Here is a 25,479-nt window from a genome sequence, read left to right as displayed (position 1 = left end):
GCTACGCCGGAGCGCCGCCCCCGGCCCGCCTGTCCTTGTCGGCGCGGCCGGTCCAGTGGCCCACCCAGATCGCGCCGAGCAGCGCCAGCACGCCGATGAGCACGGGCGCGGCGGCCAGCGGCGCGATCGCCGCGACGGCCGAGACGAGCAGCGGCCCGCCGGTGTTGCCGATGTCGCCGCACAGCCGCCAGCCGCCGAGGAACTGGGAGCGGCCCTCCTGCGGCGCGACGTCGGCGCCGAGCGTCATCACGATGCCCGACCCGAGGCCGTTGCCCAGCGCGATGAGCGCCATCACGGCGCCGACGGTGAGCGCGGAGTCGGCGAGGGGGAGCAGCAGGCAGCCGACGCCGACGGCCACCACCACCGGGACGGCCACCACCCGGCGGCCCTTGGTGTCGAGCAGCCAGCCGCCCGGCAGGGTGAGCAGGATGTCGATGGTGGCCGCGACCGCGAACAGCAGGGAGACCACCGCGGCGGAGATGTGCACGTGGTCGGCCCACAGGGGCAGCAGACCCGTGCGCACGGACCGCGACGCGCCGATGATGATCACTGCCACGCCGAGGGTGAGCAGGGTGCGGCGGTGCTCCCACAGGACCGAGCGCACGGGCAGCGGCACGGTGCCCCGGCGTACCCGGCCGAAGTCCGGCATGCGGGTCACGATCAGCGCCGACGCGACCGACGCGCAGGCCGCGAGCAGGAAGACCGAGCGCACCCCGAACAGGTGGATCAGCAGCGCGCCCAGGAGCGGGCCGATGAGGATGCCCAGGCGCATCGACCCGCCCAGGAGCGCCATACCGCGCGCCCGGTGGCTGAGCGGTACCGCGTCGATCAGGAACCCCTGCCGGGCCAGCAGGAACGCCGTCCAGCTCATGCCGCTCACGAACACGCAGACGCACAGCAGCCAGACCGAGGGCACCAGGAACGCGACGATCATCGCCACGGCGTCGACCAGGCCGGCGATCACGAGGGTGCGCCGCTCGCCCAGCCGCGCCACGAGCGCGCCCGAGGGCAGCGAGTTGGCGAGCTGGCCGATCCCCAGCAGCGCGACGACGAACGCCGCCATGGCGGTGGCCGCGCCCAGGTTGCCGGCGTGGATCGCCAGCACCGGCATCACGGCGCCGTGGCCGATCGAGCTCACGACGGAGGGCAGGTAGGCGACGACGGCGATGTCGCGAAAACGGAAGTCCCGATCGTCCCCGGAACCGTCCGGACCGGGACTGTCTGAACCGCCGTCGCTCGTCACGTCGCCATCGTGCCAGATAGTTACCCTCGGCAACGACCTGGTCCGGAGTGTGGGCTCGTCTACTCCAGCACGGTCACTCCAGCACAGCCCCCTTCGACGCCGACTGCACCAGCTTCGAGTACTTGGCCAGCACGCCCCGCTGGTAGGAGTGCGGCAGCGGCGCCCAGCCCGCCGTCCGCGACTCGAGCTCGGCCGGGTCGACCAGCAGGTCGAGTGTCTTGCTCGCCACGTCGAGCCGGATGCGGTCGCCGTCGCGCACGAAGGCGATGGGTCCGGCGTCGACGGCCTCGGGGGCGATGTGGCCCACGCACAGGCCGGTGGTGCCGCCGGAGAACCGGCCGTCGGTGATGAGCAGCACGTCCTTGCCGAGTCCCGCACCCTTGATGGCGCCGGTGATGGCGAGCATCTCGCGCATGCCCGGACCGCCCTTGGGCCCTTCGTACCGGATGACGACGACGTCGCCGGCCTGGATGGTGCCGTCCTCCAGGGCGTCGAGCGCGCCGCGCTCGCGCTCGAACACGCGCGCGGTGCCCTCGAACACGTCCGAGTCGAAGCCCGCCGACTTCACGACGGCGCCCTGCGGGGCCAGCGAACCGCTCAGGATCGTGATGCCGCCGGTGCGGTGGATCGGGTTGTCCATGGCGCGCAGGATCTTGCCGTCCGGGTCCGGCGGCGCGATGTCGGCGAGGTTCTCGGCCATGGTGCGGCCCGTGACGGTCAGGGCGTCGCCGTGCAGCAGGCCGGCGTCGAGCAGGGCCTTCATCACCACGGGCACGCCGCCGATGCGGTCGACGTCGTTCATCACGTACTGCCCGAACGGCTTGAGGTCGCCCAGGTGCGGCACGCGGTCGGCCACGCGGGAGAAGTCGTCGAGGGTGAGCTCCACCTCGGCCTCGTGCGCGATGGCGAGCAGGTGCAGCACCGCGTTCGTGGACCCGCCGAACGCCATGACCACGGCGATCGCGTTCTCGAACGCCTCCTTGGTCAGGATGTCGCGCGCCGTGATGCCCTTGCGCAGCAGGTTCACCACGGCCTCGCCGGACCGGTGCGCCCACGTGTCGCGCCGGCGGTCCGCCGCGGGCGGAGCTGCCGAACCGGGCAGCGACATGCCGAGCGCCTCGGCCGCCGACGCCATCGTGTTGGCGGTGTACATGCCGCCGCACGCGCCCTCGCCGGGGCAGATCGCGCGCTCGATGCGGTCGACGTCCTCCTGGCTCATCAGCCCGCGGGAGCACGCGCCGACGGCCTCGAAGGCGTCGACGATCGTGACCTGCTTCTCGGTGCCGTCGGTCAGCTTGACCCAGCCCGGCATGATCGAGCCGGCATAGAGGAACACGCTGGACAGGTCCAGGCGGGCGGCCGCCATCAGCATTCCGGGCAGCGACTTGTCGCACCCGGCCAGGAGCACCGAGCCGTCGAGGCGCTCGGCCTGCATCACGGTCTCCACGGAGTCGGCGATGACCTCGCGGGACACGAGCGAGAAGTGCATGCCCTCGTGCCCCATCGAGATGCCGTCCGAGACGGAGATGGTGCCGAACTCCAGCGGGTAGCCGCCCGCGGCGTGCACCCCCTCCTTGGAGGCCTTGGCCAGGCGGTCCAGCGAGAGGTTGCAGGGCGTGATCTCGTTCCAGGAGCTCGCGACGCCGATCTGGGGCTTGGCGAAGTCGTCGTCGCCCAGCCCGACGGCGCGGAGCATGCCGCGCGACGCGGTGGCCTCGAGGCCGTCCGTCACCTGGCGGGAGCGGGGCTTGACGTCGACCGAGGGGTTCTCGTCAGTGGTCATCCTGCATTGTGCCTCGGGCGGGCCGGCCACGCGCGAGCCAGCCGAGCCGAATCGACATCGGTCGGATGCCTTGAGACCGGTCGGTTGACTGACCGGTCTCAAGGCATCCGACCGAAGTCAGTTCTGCTGGTTCAGCCAGTCCGAGAGCCGCCGCGTGAACCAGGCCGCGTGCTGGAGCGGCAGGCCGTGCCCGGCGCCCGGGACCACCTCGAGCTCGGACGGCGGCAGCCGGCTCTGCAGCTCGCGCATCCCGCGCACGAGGGCACGCGGTTCGGCACCCCCGGCCAGCAGCAGCGCCTGCCCGGGGAAGGCTTCCCACGCCTCCGGGATGCGGAAGGCCGCGTTGGCCGACGTCATCGCGACCAGGTTCGTCGCCGAGAGCGAGCGGGCCGTGCGCAGGTAGTCGTCGAACATCGCCTCGTCCACGTACAGGGCCCTGGCCTGGAGGTGGGCGAACCAGCGCTGCCCGCCGAGCGGGGCCGCCGCGCGCACGAGCCCGGCGCTCACGCTCGCGCCCAGACTCGCGCCCAGGCCAGGTGGCGGCATCGGCTGAGTGAGGGCGCTGACGACGACGGCGCGCGCGACCAGGTCGGGATGTGCGGCGGCCAGGGCCAACGCGAGCTGGGCGCCGAACGAGAAGCCGACGACCGTCGTCTCCGGAGCGCCGGCCCCGAGTGTTCGCGCGGGGCCGGGTGTCACCTCCCGGAGCAGGCCCGCGAGGTCCGCGACGATCTCGCCCGGGGAGCCGAACGGCACCTCCGCGCTGTGGTCGTGGCCGGGAAGGTCCGGCCTGATCACGCGGTAACGCTCGCGCAGGACGGCCACCTGGTCGCGCCACATCCACGCGCCCATGCCGCCGCCGTGCAGCAACAGCACCACGGGGGCGTCGGTCGGTCCGGACTCCGTCCACCACAGCGCCGTCACGCGGCGAGCCTACCGGGACGTCCCGTCGGGGTCGTCGGTCCGAGGGACGTTCCGTCCGAGGCCGGTTCGGTGCTATACATCTGATGTTTCGCCGGCCACGTCGCCGGTGCTGTCGCCGGCCACGTGGCCGACCCGTCGAGCCGACCCGTCGAAGAGGACACCGCATGCAGACCACCGAGGTGCGCGCCACCGGCGTCCGGCTCACCACGCTCGGCCTGGGCGCCGCCCCCGCCGGCAACCTGTACCGCGCCACCACGGACGACGAGGCCTACGCCACGTTCCAGGCCGCGTGGGACGCCGGCATCCGGTACTTCGACACCGCGCCCCACTACGGCCTCGGGCTGTCCGAGCGCCGCCTCGGCGCGTACCTGCGCACCCGGCCCCGCGACGAGCTGGTGATCTCCACCAAGGTCGGACGACTGCTGGTGCCCTCGCCCGAGACCGCCGGCCGGCGCGACCCCGAGATGTTCGACGTGCCCGCCACCTCACGCCGGGTCTGGGACTTCTCCCGCGACGGCGTGCTCGCCTCGATCGAGGCGAGCCTGGAGCGCACCGGTCTGGACCGGATCGACGTCGCCTACCTGCACGACCCCGACGAGCACTGGACGCAGGCGGCCCACGAGGCCCTGCCCGCGCTCGTCGAGCTCCGCGACCAGGGCGTGGTCGGCGCGATCGGCGCCGGGATGAACCAGTCCGCCATGCTGACCCGGTTCGTACGCGAGACCGACGTCGACGTCGTCATGTGCGCCGGGCGGTTCACGCTCCTCGAGCAGCCCGCCCTGGCCGACCTGCTGCCCGCCGCGGCAGAGCGTGGCGTCGCCGTCGTCGCGGCCGCCGTCTACAACTCGGGACTGCTCGCGCAGGACCGGCCGCCGTCGGACGCGACCTACGACTACGCGCCCGTCGCCGCCGAGCCGCTGGAGCGTGCCCGCCGCATCGCCGCGGTGTGCGAGGAGCACGGCGTGACCCTGCCGCAGGCGGCGCTCGCCTACGTGCGCACGCACCCGGCCGTGGTGAGCACCGTCGTGGGACTCGGCGCGCCCGAGCACGCGGTGCAGGCCGCGGAGCGGGCCGCCGTCGCCGTGCCAGGGGAGCTGTGGCAGGCGCTCGCGGACGCCGGGCTGCTCGCGCCAGAGGCGGTGCCGCCGGCAGGCTGAGGCGCCGACGCCAAACGTCCGACCTATCTCCTCGGTTCGGGGGTTGATTGAGGCGAATTCGCGGATAATCTGCCCCGAGGTCTTGAGATGCATCTGATGTCTGCGGTTGAATGCCTGAGGTCGGATGTGTGTCGCACGTACGCAAGGGAGCTCACGTGACGGACGGCCCCGCACTTCTCCGTGCCACGGGGATCAGCAAGTCCTTCCCCGGGGTCCGCGCGCTCGACGGCGTCCACCTCGACCTGCGGCCCGGCGAGGTGCTCGCGCTGGTGGGCGAGAACGGGGCGGGCAAGTCGACGCTCCTCAAGCTGCTCTCCGGGATCTACCAGCCTGACGCCGGGACCATGGAGCTCGACGGCGCGCCGATGAGCCCCGCGGGCCCGCGTCAGGCCAACGAGCTCGGCATCAGCGTGATCCACCAGGAGTTCCATCTGATGCCCGACCTCACGGTCGCGCAGAACATCTTCATCGGCCGCGAGCTGCGGCGGGCCGGGCTGCTCATCCGCGACGACGAGCTGGAGCGGCGCGCCGCCGCGCTGTTCGAGCGGCTCGGCATCCCGCTGGATCCGCGGCAGCCCGTGTCCCGTCTCAGCGTCGCGGGCCAGCAGATGGTCGAGATCGCCAAGGCGCTGTCGTTCGACGCGCGGGTGCTGATCATGGACGAGCCGACGGCGGCGCTCACCGAGACCGAGGTGGCCACGCTGTTCCGCATCGTGCGCGACTTCGTCTCGCCGCGCACGGGCGTCATCTACGTCTCGCACCGGATGGAGGAGATCAAGGAGATCTCCGACCGGATCACGGTCCTGCGCGACGGGCGGTACGTGGACACGCTCCCGACGGCGACCACGGCGACGAGGGAGGTCATCGCCGCCATGGTGGGGCGCCGGCTCGAGACGGGGGTGCGGCCGGCCCCGCGCGGGCCCGTCACCTCCGACGGCGGATCGGAGCGCGACAGCTCAGGACATGACATCGTGCTCGCAGTCCGCGGGCTCAGCACCCGTGCGCTGCTCAAGGACGTGTCCTTCGAGCTGCGCCGCGGCGAGATCCTGGGCTTCGCCGGCCTGATGGGCGCCGGCCGCACCGAGGTGGCGCGGGCGATCATCGGCGCCGACCGCTCGGCCGGCGTCGTCGAGGTCAACGGCCGGCCGGTCACAGTGCGCAGCCCCGCGGACGCCGTCCGGCACGGCATCGGGTACCTCTCGGAGGACCGGAAGCGCTATGGCCTGCTGCTCGACCAGGACGTGGTGCGCAACGTGATGCTGTCCTCCCTGCGCGGTCTGACCCGCGGCGGGTTCGTGCGCGACGCCGACGGGCGCCGCGTGGCCGAGGAGATGGTGGACCGGCTCTCGATCCGGACGCCGTCGGTCGCCCAGCGCACCAAGAACCTGTCGGGCGGCAACCAGCAGAAGGTGGTGCTGGCCAAGTGGCTCGTGCGGGACTGCGACGTGCTGATCGTCGACGAGCCGACGCGCGGCATCGACGTCGGCGCCAAGGACGAGATCTACACGCTGCTCACGGCGCTGGCCGCGCAGGGCAAGTCGATCATCGTCATCTCGTCGGAGCTGCCCGAGGTGCTGCGGCTGGCCGACCGGATCGTCGTCATGTGCGAGGGCCGGGTCACCGGCACGCTCGCCAACGCCGACGCCGACCAGCACCAGATCATGGAGCTCGCGACGCGGTTCGGTGCGGACCGCTCGCTCGTCACGACCGGAGACTCGGAATGACTGGAGACACCAGAATGACGACGTCCAGCACGGCCACGACGCCGCGACGCACCACCGGGCTCGGCAACCGCCAGCAGCTCCAACAGCTCCTCGCGTTCGGCGGGCTGGTGGTCATCTTCGTGTTCTTCTCGGTGGCCAGCCCCTACTTCCTGGACTGGGCCAACGTGAAGGGCATCCTGCTCGCCACGGCCGTCACCGGGATCATGGCGCTGGGTGCCACGCTCGTGATCGCGACGGGCGGCATCGACCTGTCCGTGGGTACCGGCATGACGCTGTGCTCGGTGATGACCGGCGTGTTCCTGGCCAACCTCGGCCTGCCGCTCGTCGTCGGGGTGCTGGGCGGGCTCGCGATCGGGGCGCTGATCGGCCTGCTCAACGGGCTGAACGTCGCGTACCTGCGGCTGCCGCCGTTCATCGCGACCCTCGCGATGATGATGGTGGCGCAGGGGCTGTCCCTCGTCATCTCGGGGACCAAGCCCATCTACTTCAGCGACGTGCCCGGGTTCGGCCAGCTCGCGGGCGGCGAGCTGTTGCCAGGGCTGCCGAACGCCGTCCTCATCTTCTTCGTCGCCGCCGTCCTCGCGGGCGTGACGCTGAGCAAGACGCTCACCGGGCGCTACGCGCTGTCCATCGGCTCCAACGAGGAGGCGACGGCGATCTCCGGCGTCGACGTGCGGCGCTGGAAGGTGGTCATCTACGTCGTCGCCGGACTGTTCACCGGCCTGGCGGGCGTCGTCATGGCGTCCCGGCTCAACTCGGCGCAGCCCGGCCTCGGGCTCGGGTACGAGCTGGAGGCCATCGCCGCCGTCGTCATCGGCGGTACCTCGCTGCGCGGCGGCAAGGCGACGATCCTCGGCACCGTGATCGGCGCGCTGATCATGGCGACGCTGACCAACGGCCTGCGGATCATGTCGATCCCGCAGGAGTGGCAGAAGGTCGCCGTCGGCATCGTGATCGTGCTCGCCGTGTACGCCGACATGCTGCGGCGCGGCAAGGAGGCGTGAAGGCAAGGAGGCGTGACCTCACCCCGTTCCACCCGACCATCGAAGGAGCTGGACCCGGATGAACAGCAGCACAACACGCGGGCGCCTCGCGGCGGTCGCCGCCACCGCCTCTGTGACCGCCCTCGTGCTCGCCCTCGGGGCGTGCTCCTCGGGCTCGGGCGGCGCGGCCCCCGGCACGGGCGACAAGCCGTACGTCGCCCTGGTCTCCAAGGGCTTCCAGCACCAGTTCTGGCAGGCGGTCAAGCAGGGCGCCGACGACGCCGCGGCCGAGCTCGACGTCGAGGTCACCTTCGAGGGGCCCGAGACGGAGACGGAGGTCGAGAAGCAGCTCACCATGCTGCAGACGGCCCTGGACAAGAGCCCGGACGCGATCGGGTACGCGGCGCTGGACTCCGAGGCGTCGATCCCGATGATGACCGACGCCCAGTCGCGCGGGATCCCGGTCATCGCCTTCGACTCGGGCGTGGACTCCGACGTGCCGGTGACCACGGTGTCCACCGACAACCTCGCGGCGTCCGCCGAAGCAGCCAAGCACATGGCCGAGCTGGTGGGCAGCGGCAAGATCGCGATCGTCGGGCACGACCAGACGTCGCAGACCGGGCAGCAGCGGGTCGAGGGGTTCACGCAGTACATCGCCGAGAACGCGCCGGACATCGAGATCGTCGACACGCAGTACGCGGCGGGCGACCAGCTCAAGTCCGCCGACGCCGCGAAGGCGATCATGCAGGCGCATCCCGACCTGAAGGGCATCTACGGCACCAACGAGGGCTCGGCCATCGGCGTGGTCAAGGCCGTGCAGGAGTCCGGCCGGGCGGGCGAGCTGACGGTGATCGGCTTCGACTCGGGCAAGGCGCAGACCGACGCGATCCGCGACGGCCTGATGGCCGGGGCGATCACGCAGGACCCGATCAAGATGGGCTACGAGACGGTGAAGGCCGCCGTCGCCGCGATCGACGGCGAGGAGGTCGAGCCCGTCGTCGACTCCGGCTTCTACTGGTACGACGAGACGAACATCGACGACGAGGAGATCGCCGCGGTGCTCTACGAGTAGCGGACGTGTCAGGCGTCCTCGTCCAGGTTCTCCGGCTTCGGCAGCCAGTCCTCGACGCCCAGGAGGTGCGCCGCCATCCGGATCCGGGCCGCCTCGGGATCACGCGCGGCGAGCGCGCGCCAGATGGCCTCGTGCTCGCCGTGGGTGCGCGCCTCGATGCCCTCGGCGTGCAGCACGCGCCACAGGCGCGCCCGCACGGTGCGGCCCGCGAACGACTCGATGAGTGCCTCCAGCACCGGGTTGCCGCTGTGCGCGGCGATCACGCGGTGGAACGCGATGTCGACCTCGATGAACCGGTCGTGGTCCACCTCCGCGCCGTCCCGCACCTCGGCGACCTGGTCCAGGACGGCGCGGGCCTCGGCCAGCGCCTCGTCGGTCATGCGGGTGGCCGCCAGCCCCGCGGCCTCCGTCTCCAGCACGCGGCGCACGCTGTGGAACGCGGGCATGGCGCCCTCGTCCTGCAGGTCGAGCACGAGCGCCATGGGGGACAGCAGCCGGCCGGGGTCGAGGCTGGTCACGTAGGTGCCGTCGCCCTGCCGGGTGTGCAGCACGCCGAGGATGGACAGCGCCCGGACCCCCTCGCGCAGCGAGCCGCGGGAGACCTGGAGCTCGTCGGCCAGATCCTTCTCGACGGGCAGGCGGTCGCCGGGGCGGAGCCTGCCGTCGAGGATCATCCTGCGGATGCCGTCGACGACCTCGTCAGTGCGGGACATGCTGGGAAGTATCCCGCACAGCGCCGTCCGGCACCGAGGCATCCGGCGCCGAAGCATCCCGCGCCCAGTACGTACCCTCCGGGAACCGGAACCGGTCGATCGACTCCTCGTACATCTGCGTGGAGTAGCCGGGCAGGGCCGGCAGCACGTACGCGGTGCCCGCGCCCCGGTCGGCGACGACGCACGGGTCGGTGAAGTGCTCGTGCAGGTGGTCCACGTACTCGGTCACGCGGCCGGTCAGGTCGCCGCCGATCGCCACGTAGTCCAGCACGGAGACGTGCTGCACCATCTCGCAGAGGCCGACGCCGCCCGCGTGCGGGCACACCGGCACGCCGAACCTGGCGGCGAGCAGCAGCACCGCGACGATCTCGTTGATGCTGGCCAGCCGCCCGGTGTCGAGCTGGCAGTAGTCGATCGCCTCGGCCTGCATGAGCTGCTTGAACATCACCCGGTTGTGGCAGTGCTCGCCCGTGGCGACGCCGATCGGCGCGACGGCGCGGCGCACCGCGGCGTGCCCCAGGATGTCGTCGGGGGAGGTGGGCTCCTCGATCCACAGCGGGTCGAACGGCGCCAGGGCGCTCATCCACTCGATGGCCTGCGGCACGTCCCACACCTGGTTGGCGTCGATCATCAGGTTCCGGTCGGGGCCCAGCACCTCGCGCGCGATGGTCAGCCGGCGCACGTCCTCGGCCAGGTCCGCCCCGACCTTGAGCTTGACGTGCTGGTACCCGGCGTCGACGGCCTCCTGGCACAGCCGCCGCAGCTTGTCGTCGCTGTAGCCGAGCCAGCCGGCCGACGTCGTGTAGACCGGGTAGCCGGTGCGCTCCAGGTGGTCCAGGCGCTCCTGCCTCCCCGGCTCCCGAGCCTTCAGCAGGGCCAGCGCCTCGTCGCGGGTCAGGGCGTCCGAGAGGTAGCGCAGGTCGGCGACGTCGACCAGCTGCTCCGGCGTCATGTCCACCAGCAGCCGCCACAGCGGCTTGCCGGCGCGGCGGGCCACCAGGTCCCAGACCGCGTTGAGCACCGCGGCCAGCGACAGGTGCACCACACCCTTCTCGGGCCCGAGCCAGCGGAGCTGGCTGTCGGCGGTCAGGTCCCGGTAGAGCGCCCCCATGTCCGCGGCGATCTCGTCGACGTCGCGGCCGACGAGCGCCGCGGCCTGCTGGCGCGCCGCCTCGGCCACGATGTCGTTGCCCCGGCCGATCGTGAACGTCAGGCCGTAGCCGCCCAGCGGGGCGCCCGACCCGGCCGGGTCCGGCGCGTCGGTCTCCAGCACGACGTAGGCGGCCGAGTAGTCGGCGTCCTTGTTCATCGCGTCGGAACCGTCGGCGGTGACCGACGTCGGGAACCGCACGTCCTCGACGCGCACTCCGGTGATCGTGGCCATGCCGCTCCCTCGCAAACATCCGATGAAATGCCTGCAATCTACGGACGAGTGTGCGGCCAGGTCAAGGTGCTCACCCTGACCCATGGCTGAATGGTTGGATCAATGTGCGTGCAGTTCAGTTCGGCATGTTGCTCGAAGCTCGGCAGTTTGCCCCGCAGAGTCGGCAGTTGGCATCGAGATCGGCAAAGGTCTGTGCCGATCTCGATGCCAGCTGCCGACCTCGGGTTGGCGATCAGGGGGATCGCGGGGGATCGGGTGGGGCTGCCGGGCTCAGAGCAGGAGCTCGCCGTCCTTCGCGACGACGCGGCCACCGGCCACGACGAGCGCGCGGCGCGGGGCGCGGACGACGGCGTCGGGCACGTTCTCGGCGTCGACCAGCACGACGTCGGCGGGCGCACCCACGACCAGGTCGTGCACCTCGCGCCCGACGAACCGGGCCGCGTCCGCCGAGGCGATCCGTGCCGCGGTGACCAGGTCCTCGTCGTCGCGGAAACCGGAGAGCCGGGCCAGCTGCGTGGTCAGCGTGAGCAGGTCGCCGGTGCCGTACGGGGACCACAGGTCGCGGATGCCGTCCGTGCCGAGACCGACGGGTACCCCGGCGGCGCGCAGCGCGTGCAGCGGCAGGGGAGCGGCGCCGATCGGCGCGACCGTCGACATGGTGATGCCCGCCTCGCCCATCGCGGCGACCAGGTCGGCCTGGCGGGAGCCCGCGAGCTGCCCGACGGCGAAGCCGTGCGCCACGTTCACCTTGCCCTGCAGGCCGGTGCGCAGCGTGCGGTCGATCATCAGCTCGATCTGGAACGCGCCGAGCTCGCCGCCGTCGTGCAGGTGCACGTCGATGCCCACGCCGTGCCGCTCCGCGATCGCGAACAGTCCGTCGAGCTGGCCCACGGGGTCGCGGTCGATCGAGGCCGGGTCCAGCCCGCCGATGTGCTCGGCGCCCGCTGCCGCCGCCTGGTCGAGCAGGTCGAGCACGCCCGGGCGGCGCAGCACGCCGTCCTGCGGGAACGCCACGATCTCGGCGTGCACCGCGCCGCCCAGCGCGGCCACGGCCTCGCGCACCACCTCGATGCCGCGCAGCCCGACGCCCAGGTCGACGTCCACGTGCGAGCGGACGGCGGTGGTGCCGGTGCGGACCGACTCGCGCAGGACGGCGAGCGTCACGTCGACACCGGGGATGCCGAGCTCGTCGCGGTGCGCACGCTCGTGCGCGATGCGGCCCTGCGTGCCCGGCTCGCCGCCGTAGCTCACCCACGGCTTGCCCCACCACGACTTGTCCACGTGGGCGTGCGCGTTGACCAGGCCCGGGAGGGCGAGCAGGCCGCCGCCGTCGACGATGCCGGAGGCTGTCGCGTTCTCCGGCCCGGTGCTGCCGGTGCTGCCGGGCGTGCCGGCGGGCGCGGCCGGGTCGTGGGGGACGACGGCGGTGATCACGCCGTCGGCGACGTGCAGGTCGCTGCGCGCGCCGCCCCAGGGGCGCACGTCGCGCAGGACGGTGACGGTGCTGGGCATGCTGGCGGGCGTGGTGGTGCCGGTCATGGGTTTCCTTCCGCAGGGCTGGTGTCGGGGTCGGGGAGCGTGACCGGCACGACCGCCTGCGGGCGGCCGAGCACGCGGATCTCGTACGACTCGTCGGTGCCGTCGAGGGCGGCCGCGAGCGGGAGGACGGTCAGGCCGTCCCAGGCGCCGTCCTGCGTGTAGCCGCCGGCCAGGATGCCGAACACGGCGCCGTCGTGCTGCCAGACCGCCACGGTCTCGTGCCGCCGCTCGGTCGGGAGCACGGTCGAGCCGCCCGCGGGGGAGACGACCTCGATGCTCGCGCCGCTGTCCGCGTTGCCGAACGGGCCGTTGCCGGCGATGACGAGCGTGCCGTCGTCCGCGCGGGCGACGCCGTGCTGGTGGGTGTCGGCGTCGAGGCCGGTGGTCGTCACGTCGCCGGTCGCCGGGTCGACGCGGGCGAGGGCGCGGCCCTGGTAGGGCAGCAGCAGGTCGCCGTCCGCGTCGAGCACCGCGTAGTGCGGCTTCTCGAACGACGCGAGGCCGCCCTCGGTGCCGAACGGGGCCACCTCGATCGCGTGCGCCTCGAACGACCGGGCGTCCACGACCGTGACGGTGAACCCGTCGTGGTCGATCGTGTAGACCTCGCGGCCGTCGTCGCTGACCAGCACGTCGAAGGGCCGCCGGCCGACCGGGACCGAACGCACGACGGCACCGTCGGCCACGTCGATCTGCTCCAGGTAGGCCGCCTCACCCGTGCTCACCGCGACGTACACGGCGCCGCCGTCGGGGGAGACCGCGAGGCCGAGGCCGCCGGGGCGGTACTCGCCGTAGGTGATCCTCGCGGGGCGATGCTCGTAGCCGACGAGGTCGGTCCGCTCGCGCGTGGCGAGGTCCACCACCGCGACGCCCTCCGCCGTCGAGACGAACGCGCGGCCGGTCTCCGCGTGGACCGCGACGTCCCAGGGGGCCGCACCGACGGCGATCTCGTCGAGGACGGCGGAGCCGTCGGCAGGGCTGTCGGCAGGGTTGTCGCTGGGGCTGCCGGTGGAGCTGCCGGTGGGGTCGGCGCTCCTGTCCGGGTCGACCAGGGCGATCGTGTCGCGGTCGGCCTGGGTGACGAGGAGGAGCTGCTCGTCGGTCGCGGCTGTGTCTTCAGGGGAGGTGGACGGTGTCGGCGCGGGTGTCGCGGACGGTGCCGGTGGCGTTGCCGCCGGGGCCGCCGGTCCGCACCCGGCCAGGAGCAGGCCCGCGGCGAGGGCGGCCACGGCGGTGCCGAGCGCCCGCCGGAGCGGCGCGTGGCGTCGGGCGGGGGAGGTCATCCAAAAATGGTATCCCATTTCCAGAACTGGCAGGATGGCGCCATGAACATGCCCCCGAACGGGCCGGCGGGCGACTTCGAGCCCGAGTCGGTGCGGGTCGCGAGCGCGGTCCGCGAGCAGATCGTGGACGGGACGCGCGCGCCCGGCAGCCGGCTCGTCGAGCGGGACCTCGCCGCGGAGCTGGGCGTGAGCCGCATCCCGGTGCGGGACGCGCTGCGCGCGCTCGTCGCGGAGGGCCTGGTCACGCCGCGGCCGCGCACGTGGGCCGTCGTGCGGGAGTTCACCGACGCCGACGTCGCGCACCTGCAGGAAGTGCGCGAGGCGACCGACCCGGTGCAGTTCCGGCTCGCGGCGCAGCGGCGTACCCCGGAGCAGCTCGTGGCCCTGACCCACGCCTGGCAGCGGGAAGCCGAGGCCGCCGCGATGGGCGACGGCCCGGCGGCGCGCCGGGCGGCGGCGGACTTCCACGAGGCGGTCGTCGAGGCGTCCGGCAACCCGGTGCTCGCCGAGCTGCACGCCGTCACCGCGAGCCGGGTGCGCTGGCTGCTGGCCCAGCACTCCGACCTCGCCGCGATCGCGGACGAGCACCGCGCGCTGCTGGACGCCGTCCGCGACGGTGATGCGGAGGCCGCGGCCCGCCTGGCGCGGGAGCACCTGGGCACGAGCCGCGCGGCGGCCGCCGCGCGCCGGGCTGAGCCCTCTGGCTGAGCCCTCTGGCTGAGCCGGCTGGGCTGGGAGGTCGAGCCGGCCGGCCGACCGGGTCCGTGCTCCGGGGAGAACGATGCTCTGCGGGGCGTGTTGCTCCGCGTGGACATTGTCGACTCAGAGCAACTCACCTCGGGCGGGAAGCTTTGCCCCGGGGGTGACCATCGAACCCCTCCGGGCGGGTCTCACCGACCTGCCGCCGCTGCGCGGGACGGGTGCCGACCTCGACAGCGATGAGTCAGGAGCTCGGTCGTCGTCGGTACCCGTGAAGCACCCCCGACCCGCAGGAGCGCACGATGACCGAGACGACCGACCCCACGACCGACCCCACGACCGACAGCCCGACAGGGACGGCCCCCGCCCGCCCGCCCGTCGTCGACCGGGACGCCTGGCAGGCGGCGCGGGACGAGCTGCTGGCCCTGGAGAAGGCGCACACCCGCGCGGGCGACGCGCTCGCGGCGGCCCGCCGTCGGCTGCCGATGACGGAGCTCGACGGCAGCGTCCAGGTGGTCGGTCCCGACGGCCCGGTGCCGTTCGTCGACCTGTTCGAGGGCCGCGACGAGCTCGTCGTCTACCAGCACATGTGGCACGACGGCGACCCGGTCAGCGGGCAGTGCCCGGGCTGCACCGTGAACGCCTGGCACATCCAGCAGGCCGCCCCGTACCTGCGGGCGCGCGGGGTGTCGTTCGCGATGCTCACCGAGGGCCCCTGGGCCGAGGTCGTCCCGTTCCTGCGCTTCATGGGGTACACCGAGCCCTGGTACTCGGTGCGCGGCCTGCCGGCGCCCGTCGGCGTGGACATGGGGCACATCGCCTGCTTCCTGCGCGACGGCGACCGCGTGTACCTGACCTACCGCACCACGGGCCGGGGCAACGAGCCGGCCGCCGGGATCTTCGGCCTGCTCGACATGACGCCGTACGGCCGGGGCGAGGCCTGGGAGGACGTGCCGGACGGCTGGCCCGCCGGCCGGACGTCCTGCTGGTACTGGGCCACCGACGCCGACGGCGAGGCCACCTGGGGGCCGACCCGCCGGCCGACCCCGCAGTGGACCCGCCCTGGCGCGACGCCGGTGGTGCCGGGTGACGGCGGCGGGCACCACCACTGACGCGTGCGAGCCGGCCGTCAGGCCCGCGGAACCCACGCCCCGGCCGCCGCCGCGGTCTTGGCGAAGACGTCGAACGGGGTGGCTGCCCGGCCCAGGACCCGCTCGACGGTGTCCGTGGTGGCCGTGTTGCGCCCGTCGAGCACCTCCTGGAAGAGCCAGGCGAGACCGGCGGCCTCGTCGGGGTGCACGCCGGCGGCGGTCAGCTCGGCGACGAAGTCGTCCGGGGTGAGAGCGGCGTGCTCGACCGGGCGGCCGGTCGCGTCGCTCAACAGGCGCGCCACCTGCGTGAAGGTCAGCGCCTCCGGGCCGGTGAGCTCCAGCACCTCGCCGGCGTGGGCGTCGCTGGTCAGGGCGAGGGCCGCGACGTCGGCGACGTCCTCCAGGCTGACGAAGGGCTCGCGTACCTGGTCGGCCGGCACGGCGATGCGGCCGTCCAGCACACCGTCGAGCAGGAAGTGCTCGCTGAAGTTCTCCTGGAACCAGGAACAGCGCACCACCGTGGTGGCGGGCGCCGCGGCCAGGGCGATGTCCTCACAGGCGCGGGCGCCTTCCTCCCCGCGGCCGGACAGCAGGACGACCCGTTCGACGCCGTGCCGCACGGCCCGGGTGGTGAACGCGTCGACCACGGCGTCGGCGCCGGGCAGGGCGAGGTCGGGGGAGTAGCAGAGGTAGACGGCGGCCGTGCCGGCGAGCGCGGCGTCCCAGCCGGCCTCGTCGTGCCAGTCGAACGGGACCGCTCCGCTCCGGGAGGCGATGCGGACCGGTCGGCCCTGGGCGCGCAGCCGGTCGGCGACGCGGCGGCCGGTGCGGCCCGTGCCGCCGGTGACGAGGATCGGTGCGGTGGTGGGTGCCTGCGAAGAGGCCTGCGAAGTGGTCATGGGTACATCGAAACGCCGGAGCGCTGGACGTTGAATAGCCCAGGGTCTGCTCTGCATGTTCGAGCGTCTAAGATTGGCGCATGGACCCGTTGTCGCAGCTCCTGGCGCACCCGCAGGCGGAGGGCGCCTTCACGCTCCTGATGTCGATGCGCGCGCCCTGGGCCGTCCAGGTCGAGGACGAGTCCGCGCTGACCGTCGTGATCGTCACCTCGGGCGGCTGCCGCCTGGAGGCCGGCGACACCGTGCACGACCTCCGGGAGGGCGACGTCGCCCTGGTGCGCGGCCCCCTGCCCTACCGCGTGGCCGACGCCGCCGGCAGCGCGACGGTCGCGGTCATCGAGCCGGGCCAGCGGTGCGTCACGCCCGACGGCGCCCCGCTCGACCTTGCTCTCGCGCACGGCCTGCGCCACTGGGGCAACGACCCCGACGGTCCTGACACGATGATCGTCGCCAGCTACGCCGACGTGGGCAGCGTGGGGCGGTTCGTCACCGAGATCCTGCCCGACGCCGCCGTCGTGCCGGCAGGCGGGCTCGACCCTGCGCTCGTGGGCCACCTGGCGCGCGAGATGGCGAACGACGGCCTGGGGCAGAGCGTGGTGCTCGACCGCCTGGTCGACGTGGTGACCATCGAGTCGATCCGCGCGTGGACCGCCGCGAACCCGCCGGCGCGGCCCAGCTGGGTGGGTGGTATCGGTGACCGGGCGGTCAGCGCGGCCCTGCGCGCGATGCACGCCGAGCCCGAGCGGGCCTGGACGGTCGCCGACCTGGCCCGCCGGGCCACCGTCTCCCGCGCGACCCTCGCCGCGCGGTTCACCGAGCTGGTCGGCTCGCCCCCGCTGCGGTATCTGACGAGCTGGCGGCTCGCCCTGGCCCGCGACCTGCTCACCGACCGCGACCACACGCTCGACGCCGTGGCCCAGCGGGTCGGCTACTCCAGCGGGTTCGCGCTGAGCACCGCGTTCACGCGGGAGTTCGGCGTCAGCCCGGCCGCGTACCGGCGCCGCCTCGCGGCGGGGCCGAGGCAGGTCGGGGCGCAGCAGACCGGGCTCTGACCAGCCGCGTCGCGCGCCTCTGATAGCGTCCGGCTCCGTGGAACGACATGGTCTCGTGGTCGACGTGGTCCCGGAGAAGCGCGAGGAGTACCTGCGCCTGCACGCCGCCGTCTGGCCGCAGGTCGAGGCGACGCTCCAGGCGTGCAACGTGCACAACTACACGATCTTCGTGCTGGAGAACACGCTGTTCGCGTACTACGAGTACACCGGCGACGACCACGAGGCCGACATGGCCCGGATCGCGCAGGACCCGGTGACCCAGGAGTGGTGGACGCACACCGACCCGTGCCAGACCGCGTTCGGTAAGGACGCCGCACCCGGCGAGGGCTGGCGCGACATGCAGGAGGTCTGGCACCTGGCCTGACGGCGCCGGCTCACCACCGCTCGTGCGGGATGCGTTCCAGGACCAGCAGCATGATGACGCCGCTGATCAGCAGGGGGAGCCACTCCTCGTGCCCGTTCGCGACCTGGATCATGCCGATCACCATGGAGGGCAGGGCCGCGAGGCCGACGAGTGCGATCACGGCCCGGACCGGGGTGGGGAACTTGGCGGGTTCGGCCGGCTCGCCCAGGAACGGTAGCGCCGGGTCGTCGCCGGCCGAGGGGCTGCTTGCCGGCTGGGGCTCCGGTACGAGCCCGAGCCGCGCCAGCTCGTCCTCGGTCAGGATCGGCCCCAGTGGGGTGACGGCGGTCGCGAGGGGGCCGTCGTCGTCCTGCTCGACCGCGTACGCGACGCGCTCGCCGCGCTCCAGAACCTGGTAGCCGTGCGTCAGGATCTCGACCTGGTGGACGCGCAGCCGCGGGCCGCCGTCATCGGGCACGATGACGCCCCAACCGGCCTCTGCGTCGTACGCCGTCACGGTCCCCTCGGCCATCACGTGCCCCCTGTGCGGTGCGGTCCGGCCACGACGCTAGCGGTGCGTCGGTGCGGCGTCCAGGACCGCCCGGCCTGCCGCCGTCAGCTCGTGGGTGACGGTCCGGCCTGTGCGGGTGCTGTCGATCAGCCCGGCGTCGCGCAGGACCGTCAGGTGCTCGCTGGCGGTCGGGTTTGTGACGCTGACCAGATGAGCCACCACGGTGGTCTGCAGCGGGGTGGTCAGCGCCGCCAGGATCCGGGCACGGGTGGCGCCGAGCAGCCGGTCGAGCGACCGCGGGGTGGCGGGCGCCGACCAGAGGTAGCGCCCCGTGGCCGGGTAGCAGATCGCGGGGGACCAGTGGTCCGACGTCGTGCACTGCACGCGGTCGGTGATGAACAGGGACGGCACCAGGATCAGGCCGTCCGGGCAGTCGGTCTCCACATCGACGGCGGACTCGACGGTCACCGTGTCGCCGTCGCTGGTCACGGACGGGTGCAGCCGGGGGAGCACCGCGCGCAGGCCCTCGCGGTTGACCTGCACGGCGCGGTCCAGCAGCTCGGCGCGCAGAGCCTGCCGCATGGACGGCCACTCGGGCTCCACGGCTGCCCGCCAGAGGCGGCGCACCGCGGCGGCGGCGTCGGCCCGGGTGCGCGCGGGGTCGTCGAGCAGCCGGCGGCGGGCCGTGGGCTCGAGACGGGCCGTGGCGTCGACCAGCTCGGCGTGCACCTGCTCGACCGGTGCCGCGAGCAGGGCGGCCATGCCCTCGTCGAAGGTCGGGTCGCTGGTCGGCGGCGTCGGGTCCAGGAAGTCGGGCCGGTAGGCGCCGTCCGCCATGAAGTCCGTCAGGGCCGACAGGTCCAGGCCCGCCAGGCGCTGCCGGCGACGGCGCAGCCACGGGTGGAACACGGGGTGCCGGCGTGGCTCGGTCAGGAGCCGGGCGAGGCTGACCACCTCATGCACCGGCGACGTCGCCCACCGCACGCTCGTGGCGCCTGCGCCCAGCCGGTAACGGATCACCGCCCCATTCTGGGTCGCCGCCGCAGGTGGGACCAGACTGTTCGGCCACGGCCGAAACGAGCGCGGGCGGACGTGCCTGCTGCCGAGACTCGGGGCATGACACAGCACACGGCAGAGCACACCGCACCGCGACTCATTCGTCTTGGCGCCGGCGGCTCCACGATCGAGGTCCTCGCGAGCCCGGGGGACACCGACGGAACCCTGAGCCTGTACCGCTGGCGCCTCGCGCCCTCCAGCCGGGGTCCGGCGCCGCACTTCCACACCACCTTCAGCGAGACGTTCGTGGTCGAGGAGGGGCAGGTCGACTTCTTCGACGGCGTCACGTGGCGCACGCTGGGGCCCGGCGACACCGCGTTCTCGGCCCGCGGATCCGTGCACGGGCTCCGTAAGGAGGGCGACGAGCCCGCCACGGTGCTCATGGTGCTGGCGCCGGGAGTGCGTCGCGAGGACTACTTCGCGCAGCTCGCCACCGCCGAGGAGGCGGACATGGACCGGCTGCACGAGGAGCACGACAACCACTTCGCCGACGAGGGCTGAGCCTTCCCGCCGAGTCACCCGCACGACTCACCTTCGAGGCCTAAGTTTCTTGTCTTTGGACGGCTCCAAAGACAAGAAACTTAGGCCTCGAAGGCGAGCGGGCCGCACCCGCCCGGCCGCACCCGCCCGGCCGCACCCGCCCGGCCGCACCCGCCCGGCCGCACCCGCCCGGCCGCCCCGCCTCGCTAGGCTCCCCTCTGTCACGAGGAGGGGTACCGGATGAGCTTCAGCGAGACCGCGCGCGCGGCGTTCCGGCGCGGGGACGACGACGCCGTCGCGCGCCTGGCCCACGACGAGGCCGAGCGGGCCCGCGCGGCCGACGACCTGCCCGCCCTCGTCGAGGCGTTGTACATGCAGTCCCGGCTCGCGATCCGCGCCGGCGACCTCGACGAGGCGGCGCGGATCGCGTCGGCCGCGCTGGCCGCCGCCGTCCGGACCGGCGACCGCGGCCTGGAGGAACGCCCGCGGCACGTGCTGGCGGGCGTGACCCGCATGGCGGGCGACCTGCCCCGCGCCCGCGTGCTGTACCAGGAGAGCATCGAGCTCAACGAGGCCCTCGGCAATGCCGACACGGTCACCTCCGAGCTGCACAACCTCGCGTTCACCGAGCTGGGCCTCGGCGAGCGGACGGCGGCCCGCGAGCGGTTCGCGACCAGCCGCGCCCGCATCGTCGCCGGGGAGTACCGCGACTTCGTCCCCTACGCCTACGTCGGTGCGGGCGCCCTGGCCGTGGCCGACGGCGACCTGCCCCGCGCCGCTCGCCTGCTCGGCCTGGCGGAGCGCGCCTTCGCTGACCTGGGCCAGGTCCCCGACCCCGACGACGCCGCCGAGCTCGCCGCGATCGAGGCCGCCGTCCGCGACGCGCTCGGCGACGCCGGCCTGGCCGAGGGCCGCGCCGCCGGATCTCGTCTCGACCCGTGGGACACACTGGCGTTCGCAGTGCGCGACGGCGCCGAGCTCGGTGTAGCACCAACCCGCTGACCAGCAGGGACGACCGGACGCTCTGCCTCCGGCACCAGGAGATGAATGTGTTCGAGACACGAAATGCCGGCCCTTCCGCACCACCCGGCGGTCATGGTCGGATGATCCCCATGAACCCGCAGACCACCCGGCACGCCGCCACGCTGGAGGAGCACAGCGGGCTGACGTCGCTCACGGAGATCACCAGCAGCCCCGACCCGCAGGCGCACTACGCGCGCCTGCGCGCGCAGTGGGGGGAGGTGGCGCCGGTCGAGATCGAGCGCAAGGACGACGTCGTGGTGCCGGCCTGGCTGGTGCTGGGCCACGCGGAGAACTGTCACGTGATGCGCTCCGAGATGGACTACAGCCGGAACGCGGCGAACTGGCGCTGGAACCGCGAGAACCTGCTGCCCGCCGGCACCGCGATCGGCACGTTCGCCCCGCCCGCGCCGCGCCCGACGTCGTTCTACCACGACGGCCCCGAGCGCGAGCGGTTGCGCGCGCCGCTGGACGACGCCCTGGCCGCGCTCGACGAGCGCGCCGTGCGGGACCAGACCCGGTACATGTGCGAGCGCGTCATCGAGCGGATGGGCGACTCCGGGAGCGGCGACCTCGTGAAGGTGTACAGCCGGCCCGTCGGGTTCCTCGCGATGACCACCACGCTCGGGTTCGACCTGGAGACGGGGGCACGGCTCATGGCCGACTCCGCCGCCGTGGTCAGCGGCGACGGCGAGCAGGTCGCCAACGCCCAGGCGTCCACGGCCGCGATCGTCATGGAGCACATCGGCCAGCGCCGCAAGGACGGCGGGCAGGACCTCATCGGGCACCTGGTCGGCCATCCCAACTTCGCGCACGACGGCGAGATCGCCACCAGCGCGATCGTGCCCGTGAGCGCGGCGGCGATCTTCCTGACCGCCTGGATCACCCAGACGCTGCACCAGCTCCTGGCCGACCGGGAGCTGTCGGCGCGGATGTCGGGCGGCCGGCTGACGCTGGACGGCACGCTCGACCAGGTGCTGTGGCGGCGGTCGCCCATCGCCCAGTCCCCGGCGCTGCGCTACGCCCGCAACGACGTGCAGCTCGGCGGGCGCTCGATCCGCAAGGGTGACGCGCTGGTGCTCGCGATCGCCGCGGCGAACGCCGACCCGGCCGTGCACACCGACGACCTGTGGGACGAGGTGGACAACCGCTCCCACCTGTCCTGGGGCACCGGGCCGCACGCCTGCCCGGCGCCCCGGCTCGCACGACTGATCGCCCGCACCGCCGTCGACCACCTGCTGCGACACCGGGACGTGCAGCTCACCGTGCCCGAGAGCAGCCTGCCCGCGGCCGCCTCGCCGTGGGTGCGGCACGCCGAGAGGCTCCCGGTGACCTGGCAGCGGGCCACCGACCGCGGGGCGTTCCGCTGAGCGGACCCGCGGTCGGCAGCCCGGTCCCGGCTGGCTAACCCAGCACCGCGGGCAGCCGCACCGGCCCGTTGGCGACGAACCCGGGCACCTGGCCGTGGTCGCCGTCCGGCTCGACGAGCCGCAGGTCGGGGAAGCGCTCGAAGAGGGCCCGCAGGGCGGTTTCGGCCTCCAGGCGCGCCAGCGGCTCGCCCACGCAGTGGTGCGCGCCGGCCCCGAAGGCGAGGTGCGTGCGGTCGGCCCGTGCGGGGTCGAAGACGGCGGGCTCGCCGTGCACGGCGTCGTCACGCCCCGGGGCGCCGAACACGGCGATGATCGGGTCGCCCTTGGCGATCGGCACGCCGCCGAGCTCGAGGTCCTCGACCGCGAACCGCAACGGGATGTAGATCACCGGGGGTGCCACGCGCAGCGTCTCGTCGACCACGGCCGACCAGGTCACCTCGCCCGAGCGGACGGCGGCCAGCACGTCCGGGTGGGTCAGCAGCAGCTTGATGGCGGAGGCCAGCAGGTTCACGGTGGTCTCGTGGCCGGCCACGAGCATGAGGTTCGCGGTCGAGACGGCCTCGTCGTCGGGCAGCTCGGCCGCCACCGTGCTGATCAGGTCCTCGCCCGGCCGCTCGCGCTTGTCGTGGACGAGCGCCGTCAGCATGGAGCGCAGCTCGAGCTGGGCGGCACCCTGGGCCTCGCGTGACGCGCCGGTGTCGATCAGGGTGTCGGCGCACCGGCGCATGTCGGCGCGCTGGTCGTCCGGCACGCCCAGCAGGTCGCAGATCACCTCGACCGGGATCGTCGCGGCGAAGATCTCGCGCAGGTCCACCTCGGCGCCGCCCTTGCCGGCGTCGGCCAGGGCTTCCAGCGCCGCGGTGGTGGCCGCCGTGACGCACGGCTCCATCGCCCGGGTCCGGCGCGCCGTGAACGAACGCGCCGCCACCTTGCGCATCGCCCGGTGCTCGGTGCCGTACGCGTTGAACATCGACCGCCCGGTCACCCACGTGTACAGCGGCCACTGCGGCGTGATGTCGCCGTCGAGCAGCGCCACCCAGTGCTGCCGGGCGTCCTTGGAGATGTTGGGGTCCACCAGCATCGGGCGCAGCAGGGCCAGGTCGGTCACGGCCCACGCCTCCACCCCGCCGGGCAGCGCGACCCTGGTGACGGGCCCCCGTTCCCGCAGCCGCGCCACCTCTTCCAGCGGCGCCCTGCCGGTGGCATCCAGGACCAGCGTCTCCACGAGCACTCCTCACGACGAAACGACCTACTGCGGGACCAGTCAGTGGCCCAGTCTTTGTCGTGCTGCCCGCTTTGTCCACATCCGGGCGGGTGATCGGCGGAGCTGATCCTCCGTCAGTCGAAAAGACGGCGGAACACGTTCGTGTCCGCGAGGTCGACCAGCTCGTCGCCGCGCCCTGACATGATCGTGCGGATCGCGTACAGCGTGAAGCCCTTGACCTGCTGGGCGTTGACCGCGGGTGGGATGGACAGCTCCTGGCGCGCGGTGACGACGTCGACCAGCGCCGGGCCGTCGTGCTCGAACGCCTCGCGCAGGGCGCCCTCCAGGTCGTCGGGCTGCTCCACCCGCCTGCCGTGGATGCCCATCGCGTTCGCGACGTCGGCGAAGTCGGGGTTGTCGAGCTGGGTGCCGTAGTTCACGAACCCGGCGGCCTTCATCTCGACCTCGACGAAGTTCAGCGACGAGTTGTTGAACACCACGACCTTCACGGGCAGCTTGTTCTGCCGCAGCGTGAGCAGCTCGCCCAGCAGCATGCCGAGGCCGCCGTCGCCCGCCAGCGCGACCACCTGCCGGTCCGGGAACGCGGACTGCGCGCCGATCGCGTGCGGCAGGGCGTTGGCCATCGTGCCGTGGTTGAACGAGCCGATCAGTCGCCGCCGGCCGTTCATCGTCAGGTAGCGCGCGGCCCACACGACGGGGGAGCCGACGTCGGGGATGAACACCGCGTCGTCGCTCGCCAGCTCGCTCACCAGCCGCGCGACGTACTGCGGGTGGATGGGCTCGCGGTTGCGGTCGTTGTCGGCCAGCTCGTCGAGGCTCTTGCGGGCCCGCGTGTAGTGCTTGATCGAGGAGTCGAGGTGCCGGCGGCTGCTCTTGTCGTCCAGCCGTGGGAGCAGGGCCTCGATCGTGTCGCCGACGTCGCCCACCAGGCCCAGGTCGATCGGTGTGCGCCGGCCGAGCTGCTCGCCGCGGACGTCGACCTGCACCACCTGCGCCTTGGACGGGTAGAACTGCGGGTACGGGAAGTCGGTACCGAGCATGAGCAGCGCGTCGCAGCTCTCCATGGCGCGGTAGCCGGAGGCGAAGCCGAGCAGGCCCGTCATGCCGACGTCGTACGGGTTGTCGTACTCCAGGAACTCCTTGCCGCGCATCGCGTGCACGATCGGCGCCTTGAGCTTCTCGGCGATCTGCAGCACCTGCCGGTGGGCGCCCTCGGTGCCGGCGCCGCCCAGGATGGTCACCCGCTTGGCCTCGTTCAGGATCTGCGCCGCGATCCCGAGCTCGTGCTCGCCGGGGCGCACCACGGGCTGCGCGGCCCGGATCGGCGCGGACTTCCTGCGTCCCACGTTGTCGGCCAGGAAGATCTCGCCCGGTACGACGACGACCGCGACGCCGCGCTTCTCGACGGCGGTGCGCATCGCGATCTCGAGCACACGGGGCAGCTGCTCGGGCAGGCTCACGAGCTCGGTGTAGACGCTGCACTCGCGGAACAGGTCCTGCGGGTGGGTCTCCTGGAAGTAGGTGCTGCCGATCTCGGTCGCGGGGATGTGCGCCGCGATCGCGAGCACGGGCACCCGGCTGCGGTTGGCGTCGTACAGGCCGTTGATCAGGTGCAGGTTGCCGGGCCCGCAGCTGCCGGCGCACACCGTGAGCTCCCCGGTCAGCGCGGCCTCGGCCGCCGCCGCGAACGCCGCCGCCTCCTCGTGTCGCACGTGCTGCCAGGCCACCTTGTCGGTGCGGCGGATCGCGTCGGTGAACCCGTTCAGCGAGTCACCCGGCAGGCCGTAGACCCGCTCCACCCCCGCGTCCTCGATGATCTCGACGATGGTCTCGGCAACGTTCGTCATGGGTGCGCCCCCTGGCCGATCGGCGTTCGCGCTGCTCGGGCGGTGCCTCCCGGTCAGCAGGTCCCGTCGAACGTATGCCGCGGC

The 25,479-nt window shown here is 73.1% G+C and carries 23 protein-coding genes; 11 read left to right on the top strand and 12 right to left on the bottom strand.

Going from position 1 to position 25,479, the window contains the following annotated elements; all coding sequences use genetic code 11:
- Position 1 precedes the first annotated feature (1 nt).
- From ACH47X_RS06910 to ACH47X_RS06900, 3 genes are all read right to left on the bottom strand, one after another.
- Positions 2-1,243 carry an MFS transporter gene (locus ACH47X_RS06910; protein WP_397402689.1) on the bottom strand — a complete coding sequence of 414 codons (1,242 nt, stop codon included), beginning with the start codon at positions 1,241-1,243 and terminating at the stop codon, positions 2-4.
- A 73-nt stretch (positions 1,244-1,316) separates the two neighbouring features.
- On the bottom strand, positions 1,317-3,026 hold the full coding sequence (gene ilvD / locus ACH47X_RS06905; RefSeq protein ID WP_397402687.1) for a dihydroxy-acid dehydratase: 1,710 nt from the start codon (positions 3,024-3,026) through the stop codon (positions 1,317-1,319).
- 117 nt (positions 3,027-3,143) lie between these two features.
- The gene (locus ACH47X_RS06900) at positions 3,144-3,950 is read right to left on the bottom strand and encodes an alpha/beta fold hydrolase (RefSeq protein ID WP_397402685.1); all 807 of its coding nucleotides are present in this window, start codon (positions 3,948-3,950) and stop codon (positions 3,144-3,146) included.
- Positions 3,951-4,114: 164 nt separating this feature from the next.
- On the opposite strand from ACH47X_RS06900, the gene ACH47X_RS06895 reads away from it, so the two are divergent.
- The 4 genes from ACH47X_RS06895 (at position 4,115) to ACH47X_RS06880 (ending at position 8,886) form a co-directional block, all read left to right on the top strand.
- Positions 4,115-5,107: an aldo/keto reductase gene (locus ACH47X_RS06895; RefSeq protein ID WP_397402683.1), complete on the top strand. Its 993-nt coding sequence runs from the start codon at positions 4,115-4,117 to the stop codon at positions 5,105-5,107.
- A gap of 155 nt (positions 5,108-5,262) precedes the next feature.
- Positions 5,263-6,831, top strand: coding sequence for a sugar ABC transporter ATP-binding protein (locus ACH47X_RS06890; protein ID WP_397402681.1), 1,569 nt, complete (start codon positions 5,263-5,265; stop codon positions 6,829-6,831).
- A gap of 14 nt (positions 6,832-6,845) precedes the next feature.
- Entirely contained in the window at positions 6,846-7,835 is a 990-nt protein-coding gene (locus ACH47X_RS06885) for an ABC transporter permease (protein WP_397402679.1), read from the top strand.
- Between the two features lie 58 nt (positions 7,836-7,893).
- Positions 7,894-8,886 carry an ABC transporter substrate-binding protein gene (locus ACH47X_RS06880; protein WP_397402677.1) on the top strand — a complete coding sequence of 331 codons (993 nt, stop codon included), beginning with the start codon at positions 7,894-7,896 and terminating at the stop codon, positions 8,884-8,886.
- An 8-nt stretch (positions 8,887-8,894) separates the two neighbouring features.
- Here the strand turns inward: ACH47X_RS06880 and ACH47X_RS06875 are convergent, their stop codons facing one another.
- From ACH47X_RS06875 to ACH47X_RS06860, 4 genes are all read right to left on the bottom strand, one after another.
- A complete protein-coding gene (locus tag ACH47X_RS06875) occupies positions 8,895-9,599 on the bottom strand; it encodes a FadR/GntR family transcriptional regulator (RefSeq protein WP_142037058.1) in 705 nt (234 codons plus the stop codon).
- Positions 9,586-10,983: an enolase C-terminal domain-like protein gene (locus tag ACH47X_RS06870; RefSeq protein WP_397402674.1), complete on the bottom strand. Its 1,398-nt coding sequence runs from the start codon at positions 10,981-10,983 to the stop codon at positions 9,586-9,588. The genes ACH47X_RS06875 and ACH47X_RS06870 overlap by 14 nt, the downstream gene beginning before the upstream one ends.
- Positions 10,984-11,253: 270 nt before the next feature.
- Positions 11,254-12,522: an amidohydrolase gene (locus ACH47X_RS06865; RefSeq protein WP_397402672.1), complete on the bottom strand. Its 1,269-nt coding sequence runs from the start codon at positions 12,520-12,522 to the stop codon at positions 11,254-11,256.
- Positions 12,519-13,802, bottom strand: coding sequence for a YncE family protein (locus tag ACH47X_RS06860; RefSeq protein WP_397402670.1), 1,284 nt, complete (start codon positions 13,800-13,802; stop codon positions 12,519-12,521). The genes ACH47X_RS06865 and ACH47X_RS06860 overlap by 4 nt, the downstream gene beginning before the upstream one ends.
- 42 nt (positions 13,803-13,844) lie before the next feature.
- Between ACH47X_RS06860 and ACH47X_RS06855 the strand changes: the two genes are divergently transcribed.
- Together ACH47X_RS06855 and ACH47X_RS06850 are read left to right on the top strand one after the other, a co-directional pair.
- Complete coding sequence (locus ACH47X_RS06855; protein ID WP_397402668.1) at positions 13,845-14,510, top strand: GntR family transcriptional regulator; 666 nt, start codon at positions 13,845-13,847, stop codon at positions 14,508-14,510.
- A 293-nt stretch (positions 14,511-14,803) separates the two neighbouring features.
- Positions 14,804-15,613: a DUF899 family protein gene (locus tag ACH47X_RS06850; RefSeq protein WP_397402666.1), complete on the top strand. Its 810-nt coding sequence runs from the start codon at positions 14,804-14,806 to the stop codon at positions 15,611-15,613.
- Positions 15,614-15,630: 17 nt separating this feature from the next.
- Here the strand turns inward: ACH47X_RS06850 and ACH47X_RS06845 are convergent, their stop codons facing one another.
- On the bottom strand, positions 15,631-16,491 hold the full coding sequence (locus ACH47X_RS06845) for an NmrA family transcriptional regulator (protein WP_397402664.1): 861 nt from the start codon (positions 16,489-16,491) through the stop codon (positions 15,631-15,633).
- 80 nt (positions 16,492-16,571) lie between these two features.
- On the opposite strand from ACH47X_RS06845, the gene ACH47X_RS06840 reads away from it, so the two are divergent.
- Both ACH47X_RS06840 and ACH47X_RS06835 read left to right on the top strand, forming a co-directional pair.
- Positions 16,572-17,543 carry an AraC family transcriptional regulator gene (locus tag ACH47X_RS06840; RefSeq protein ID WP_397402662.1) on the top strand — a complete coding sequence of 324 codons (972 nt, stop codon included), beginning with the start codon at positions 16,572-16,574 and terminating at the stop codon, positions 17,541-17,543.
- Between the two features lie 37 nt (positions 17,544-17,580).
- Complete coding sequence (locus tag ACH47X_RS06835; RefSeq protein WP_036969972.1) at positions 17,581-17,907, top strand: L-rhamnose mutarotase; 327 nt, start codon at positions 17,581-17,583, stop codon at positions 17,905-17,907.
- Between the two features lie 10 nt (positions 17,908-17,917).
- Here ACH47X_RS06835 and ACH47X_RS06830 read toward each other — a convergent pair whose 3' ends face one another.
- Together ACH47X_RS06830 and ACH47X_RS06825 are read right to left on the bottom strand one after the other, a co-directional pair.
- Complete coding sequence (locus tag ACH47X_RS06830; RefSeq protein ID WP_397402659.1) at positions 17,918-18,418, bottom strand: cold-shock protein; 501 nt, start codon at positions 18,416-18,418, stop codon at positions 17,918-17,920.
- Between the two features lie 36 nt (positions 18,419-18,454).
- On the bottom strand, positions 18,455-19,417 hold the full coding sequence (locus ACH47X_RS06825; protein WP_397402657.1) for an ArsR/SmtB family transcription factor: 963 nt from the start codon (positions 19,415-19,417) through the stop codon (positions 18,455-18,457).
- 96 nt (positions 19,418-19,513) lie between these two features.
- Between ACH47X_RS06825 and ACH47X_RS06820 the strand changes: the two genes are divergently transcribed.
- The 3 genes from ACH47X_RS06820 to ACH47X_RS06810 all read left to right on the top strand — a co-directional run bounded on the left by ACH47X_RS06820 (position 19,514) and on the right by ACH47X_RS06810 (position 22,323).
- Entirely contained in the window at positions 19,514-19,954 is a 441-nt protein-coding gene (locus ACH47X_RS06820) for a cupin domain-containing protein (RefSeq protein ID WP_397402655.1), read from the top strand.
- A gap of 219 nt (positions 19,955-20,173) precedes the next feature.
- Positions 20,174-20,935: a tetratricopeptide repeat protein gene (locus ACH47X_RS06815; protein WP_397402653.1), complete on the top strand. Its 762-nt coding sequence runs from the start codon at positions 20,174-20,176 to the stop codon at positions 20,933-20,935.
- A gap of 110 nt (positions 20,936-21,045) precedes the next feature.
- Entirely contained in the window at positions 21,046-22,323 is a 1,278-nt protein-coding gene (locus tag ACH47X_RS06810; protein ID WP_397402651.1) for a cytochrome P450, read from the top strand.
- A 34-nt stretch (positions 22,324-22,357) separates the two neighbouring features.
- On the opposite strand, the gene ACH47X_RS06805 is transcribed toward ACH47X_RS06810, so the two are convergent.
- Both ACH47X_RS06805 and poxB read right to left on the bottom strand, forming a co-directional pair.
- Positions 22,358-23,548 (bottom strand): cytochrome P450 family protein, encoded by a 1,191-nt coding sequence (locus ACH47X_RS06805; RefSeq protein WP_036970112.1) that lies wholly within the window; start codon positions 23,546-23,548, stop codon positions 22,358-22,360.
- A gap of 113 nt (positions 23,549-23,661) precedes the next feature.
- Positions 23,662-25,395, bottom strand: coding sequence for a ubiquinone-dependent pyruvate dehydrogenase (poxB, locus tag ACH47X_RS06800; protein ID WP_397402649.1), 1,734 nt, complete (start codon positions 25,393-25,395; stop codon positions 23,662-23,664).
- Positions 25,396-25,479 lie beyond the last annotated feature (84 nt).

Source organism: Promicromonospora kroppenstedtii, assembly GCF_044389675.1.
Taxonomy (GTDB): Bacteria; Actinomycetota; Actinomycetes; order Actinomycetales; family Cellulomonadaceae; genus Promicromonospora; species Promicromonospora kroppenstedtii.
This window is presented reverse-complemented; position numbering and strand designations above follow the sequence as displayed.

Coding starts and splice junctions, on each gene's coding strand:
- ACH47X_RS06830 (WP_397402659.1), bottom strand. CDS start 18,418: ATGGCCGAGGGGACCGTGACGGCGTACGACGCAGAGGCCGGTTGGGGC.
- ACH47X_RS06840 (WP_397402662.1), top strand. CDS start 16,572: ATGGACCCGTTGTCGCAGCTCCTGGCGCACCCGCAGGCGGAGGGCGCC.
- ACH47X_RS06880 (WP_397402677.1), top strand. CDS start 7,894: ATGAACAGCAGCACAACACGCGGGCGCCTCGCGGCGGTCGCCGCCACC.
- ACH47X_RS06810 (WP_397402651.1), top strand. CDS start 21,046: ATGAACCCGCAGACCACCCGGCACGCCGCCACGCTGGAGGAGCACAGC.
- poxB (WP_397402649.1), bottom strand. CDS start 25,395: ATGACGAACGTTGCCGAGACCATCGTCGAGATCATCGAGGACGCGGGG.
- ilvD (WP_397402687.1), bottom strand. CDS start 3,026: ATGACCACTGACGAGAACCCCTCGGTCGACGTCAAGCCCCGCTCCCGC.
- ACH47X_RS06820 (WP_397402655.1), top strand. CDS start 19,514: ATGACACAGCACACGGCAGAGCACACCGCACCGCGACTCATTCGTCTT.
- ACH47X_RS06865 (WP_397402672.1), bottom strand. CDS start 12,522: ATGACCGGCACCACCACGCCCGCCAGCATGCCCAGCACCGTCACCGTC.
- ACH47X_RS06895 (WP_397402683.1), top strand. CDS start 4,115: ATGCAGACCACCGAGGTGCGCGCCACCGGCGTCCGGCTCACCACGCTC.
- ACH47X_RS06860 (WP_397402670.1), bottom strand. CDS start 13,802: ATGACCTCCCCCGCCCGACGCCACGCGCCGCTCCGGCGGGCGCTCGGC.
- ACH47X_RS06885 (WP_397402679.1), top strand. CDS start 6,846: ATGACGACGTCCAGCACGGCCACGACGCCGCGACGCACCACCGGGCTC.
- ACH47X_RS06855 (WP_397402668.1), top strand. CDS start 13,845: ATGAACATGCCCCCGAACGGGCCGGCGGGCGACTTCGAGCCCGAGTCG.
- ACH47X_RS06875 (WP_142037058.1), bottom strand. CDS start 9,599: ATGTCCCGCACTGACGAGGTCGTCGACGGCATCCGCAGGATGATCCTC.
- ACH47X_RS06850 (WP_397402666.1), top strand. CDS start 14,804: ATGACCGAGACGACCGACCCCACGACCGACCCCACGACCGACAGCCCG.
- ACH47X_RS06815 (WP_397402653.1), top strand. CDS start 20,174: ATGAGCTTCAGCGAGACCGCGCGCGCGGCGTTCCGGCGCGGGGACGAC.
- ACH47X_RS06845 (WP_397402664.1), bottom strand. CDS start 16,491: ATGACCACTTCGCAGGCCTCTTCGCAGGCACCCACCACCGCACCGATC.
- ACH47X_RS06870 (WP_397402674.1), bottom strand. CDS start 10,983: ATGGCCACGATCACCGGAGTGCGCGTCGAGGACGTGCGGTTCCCGACG.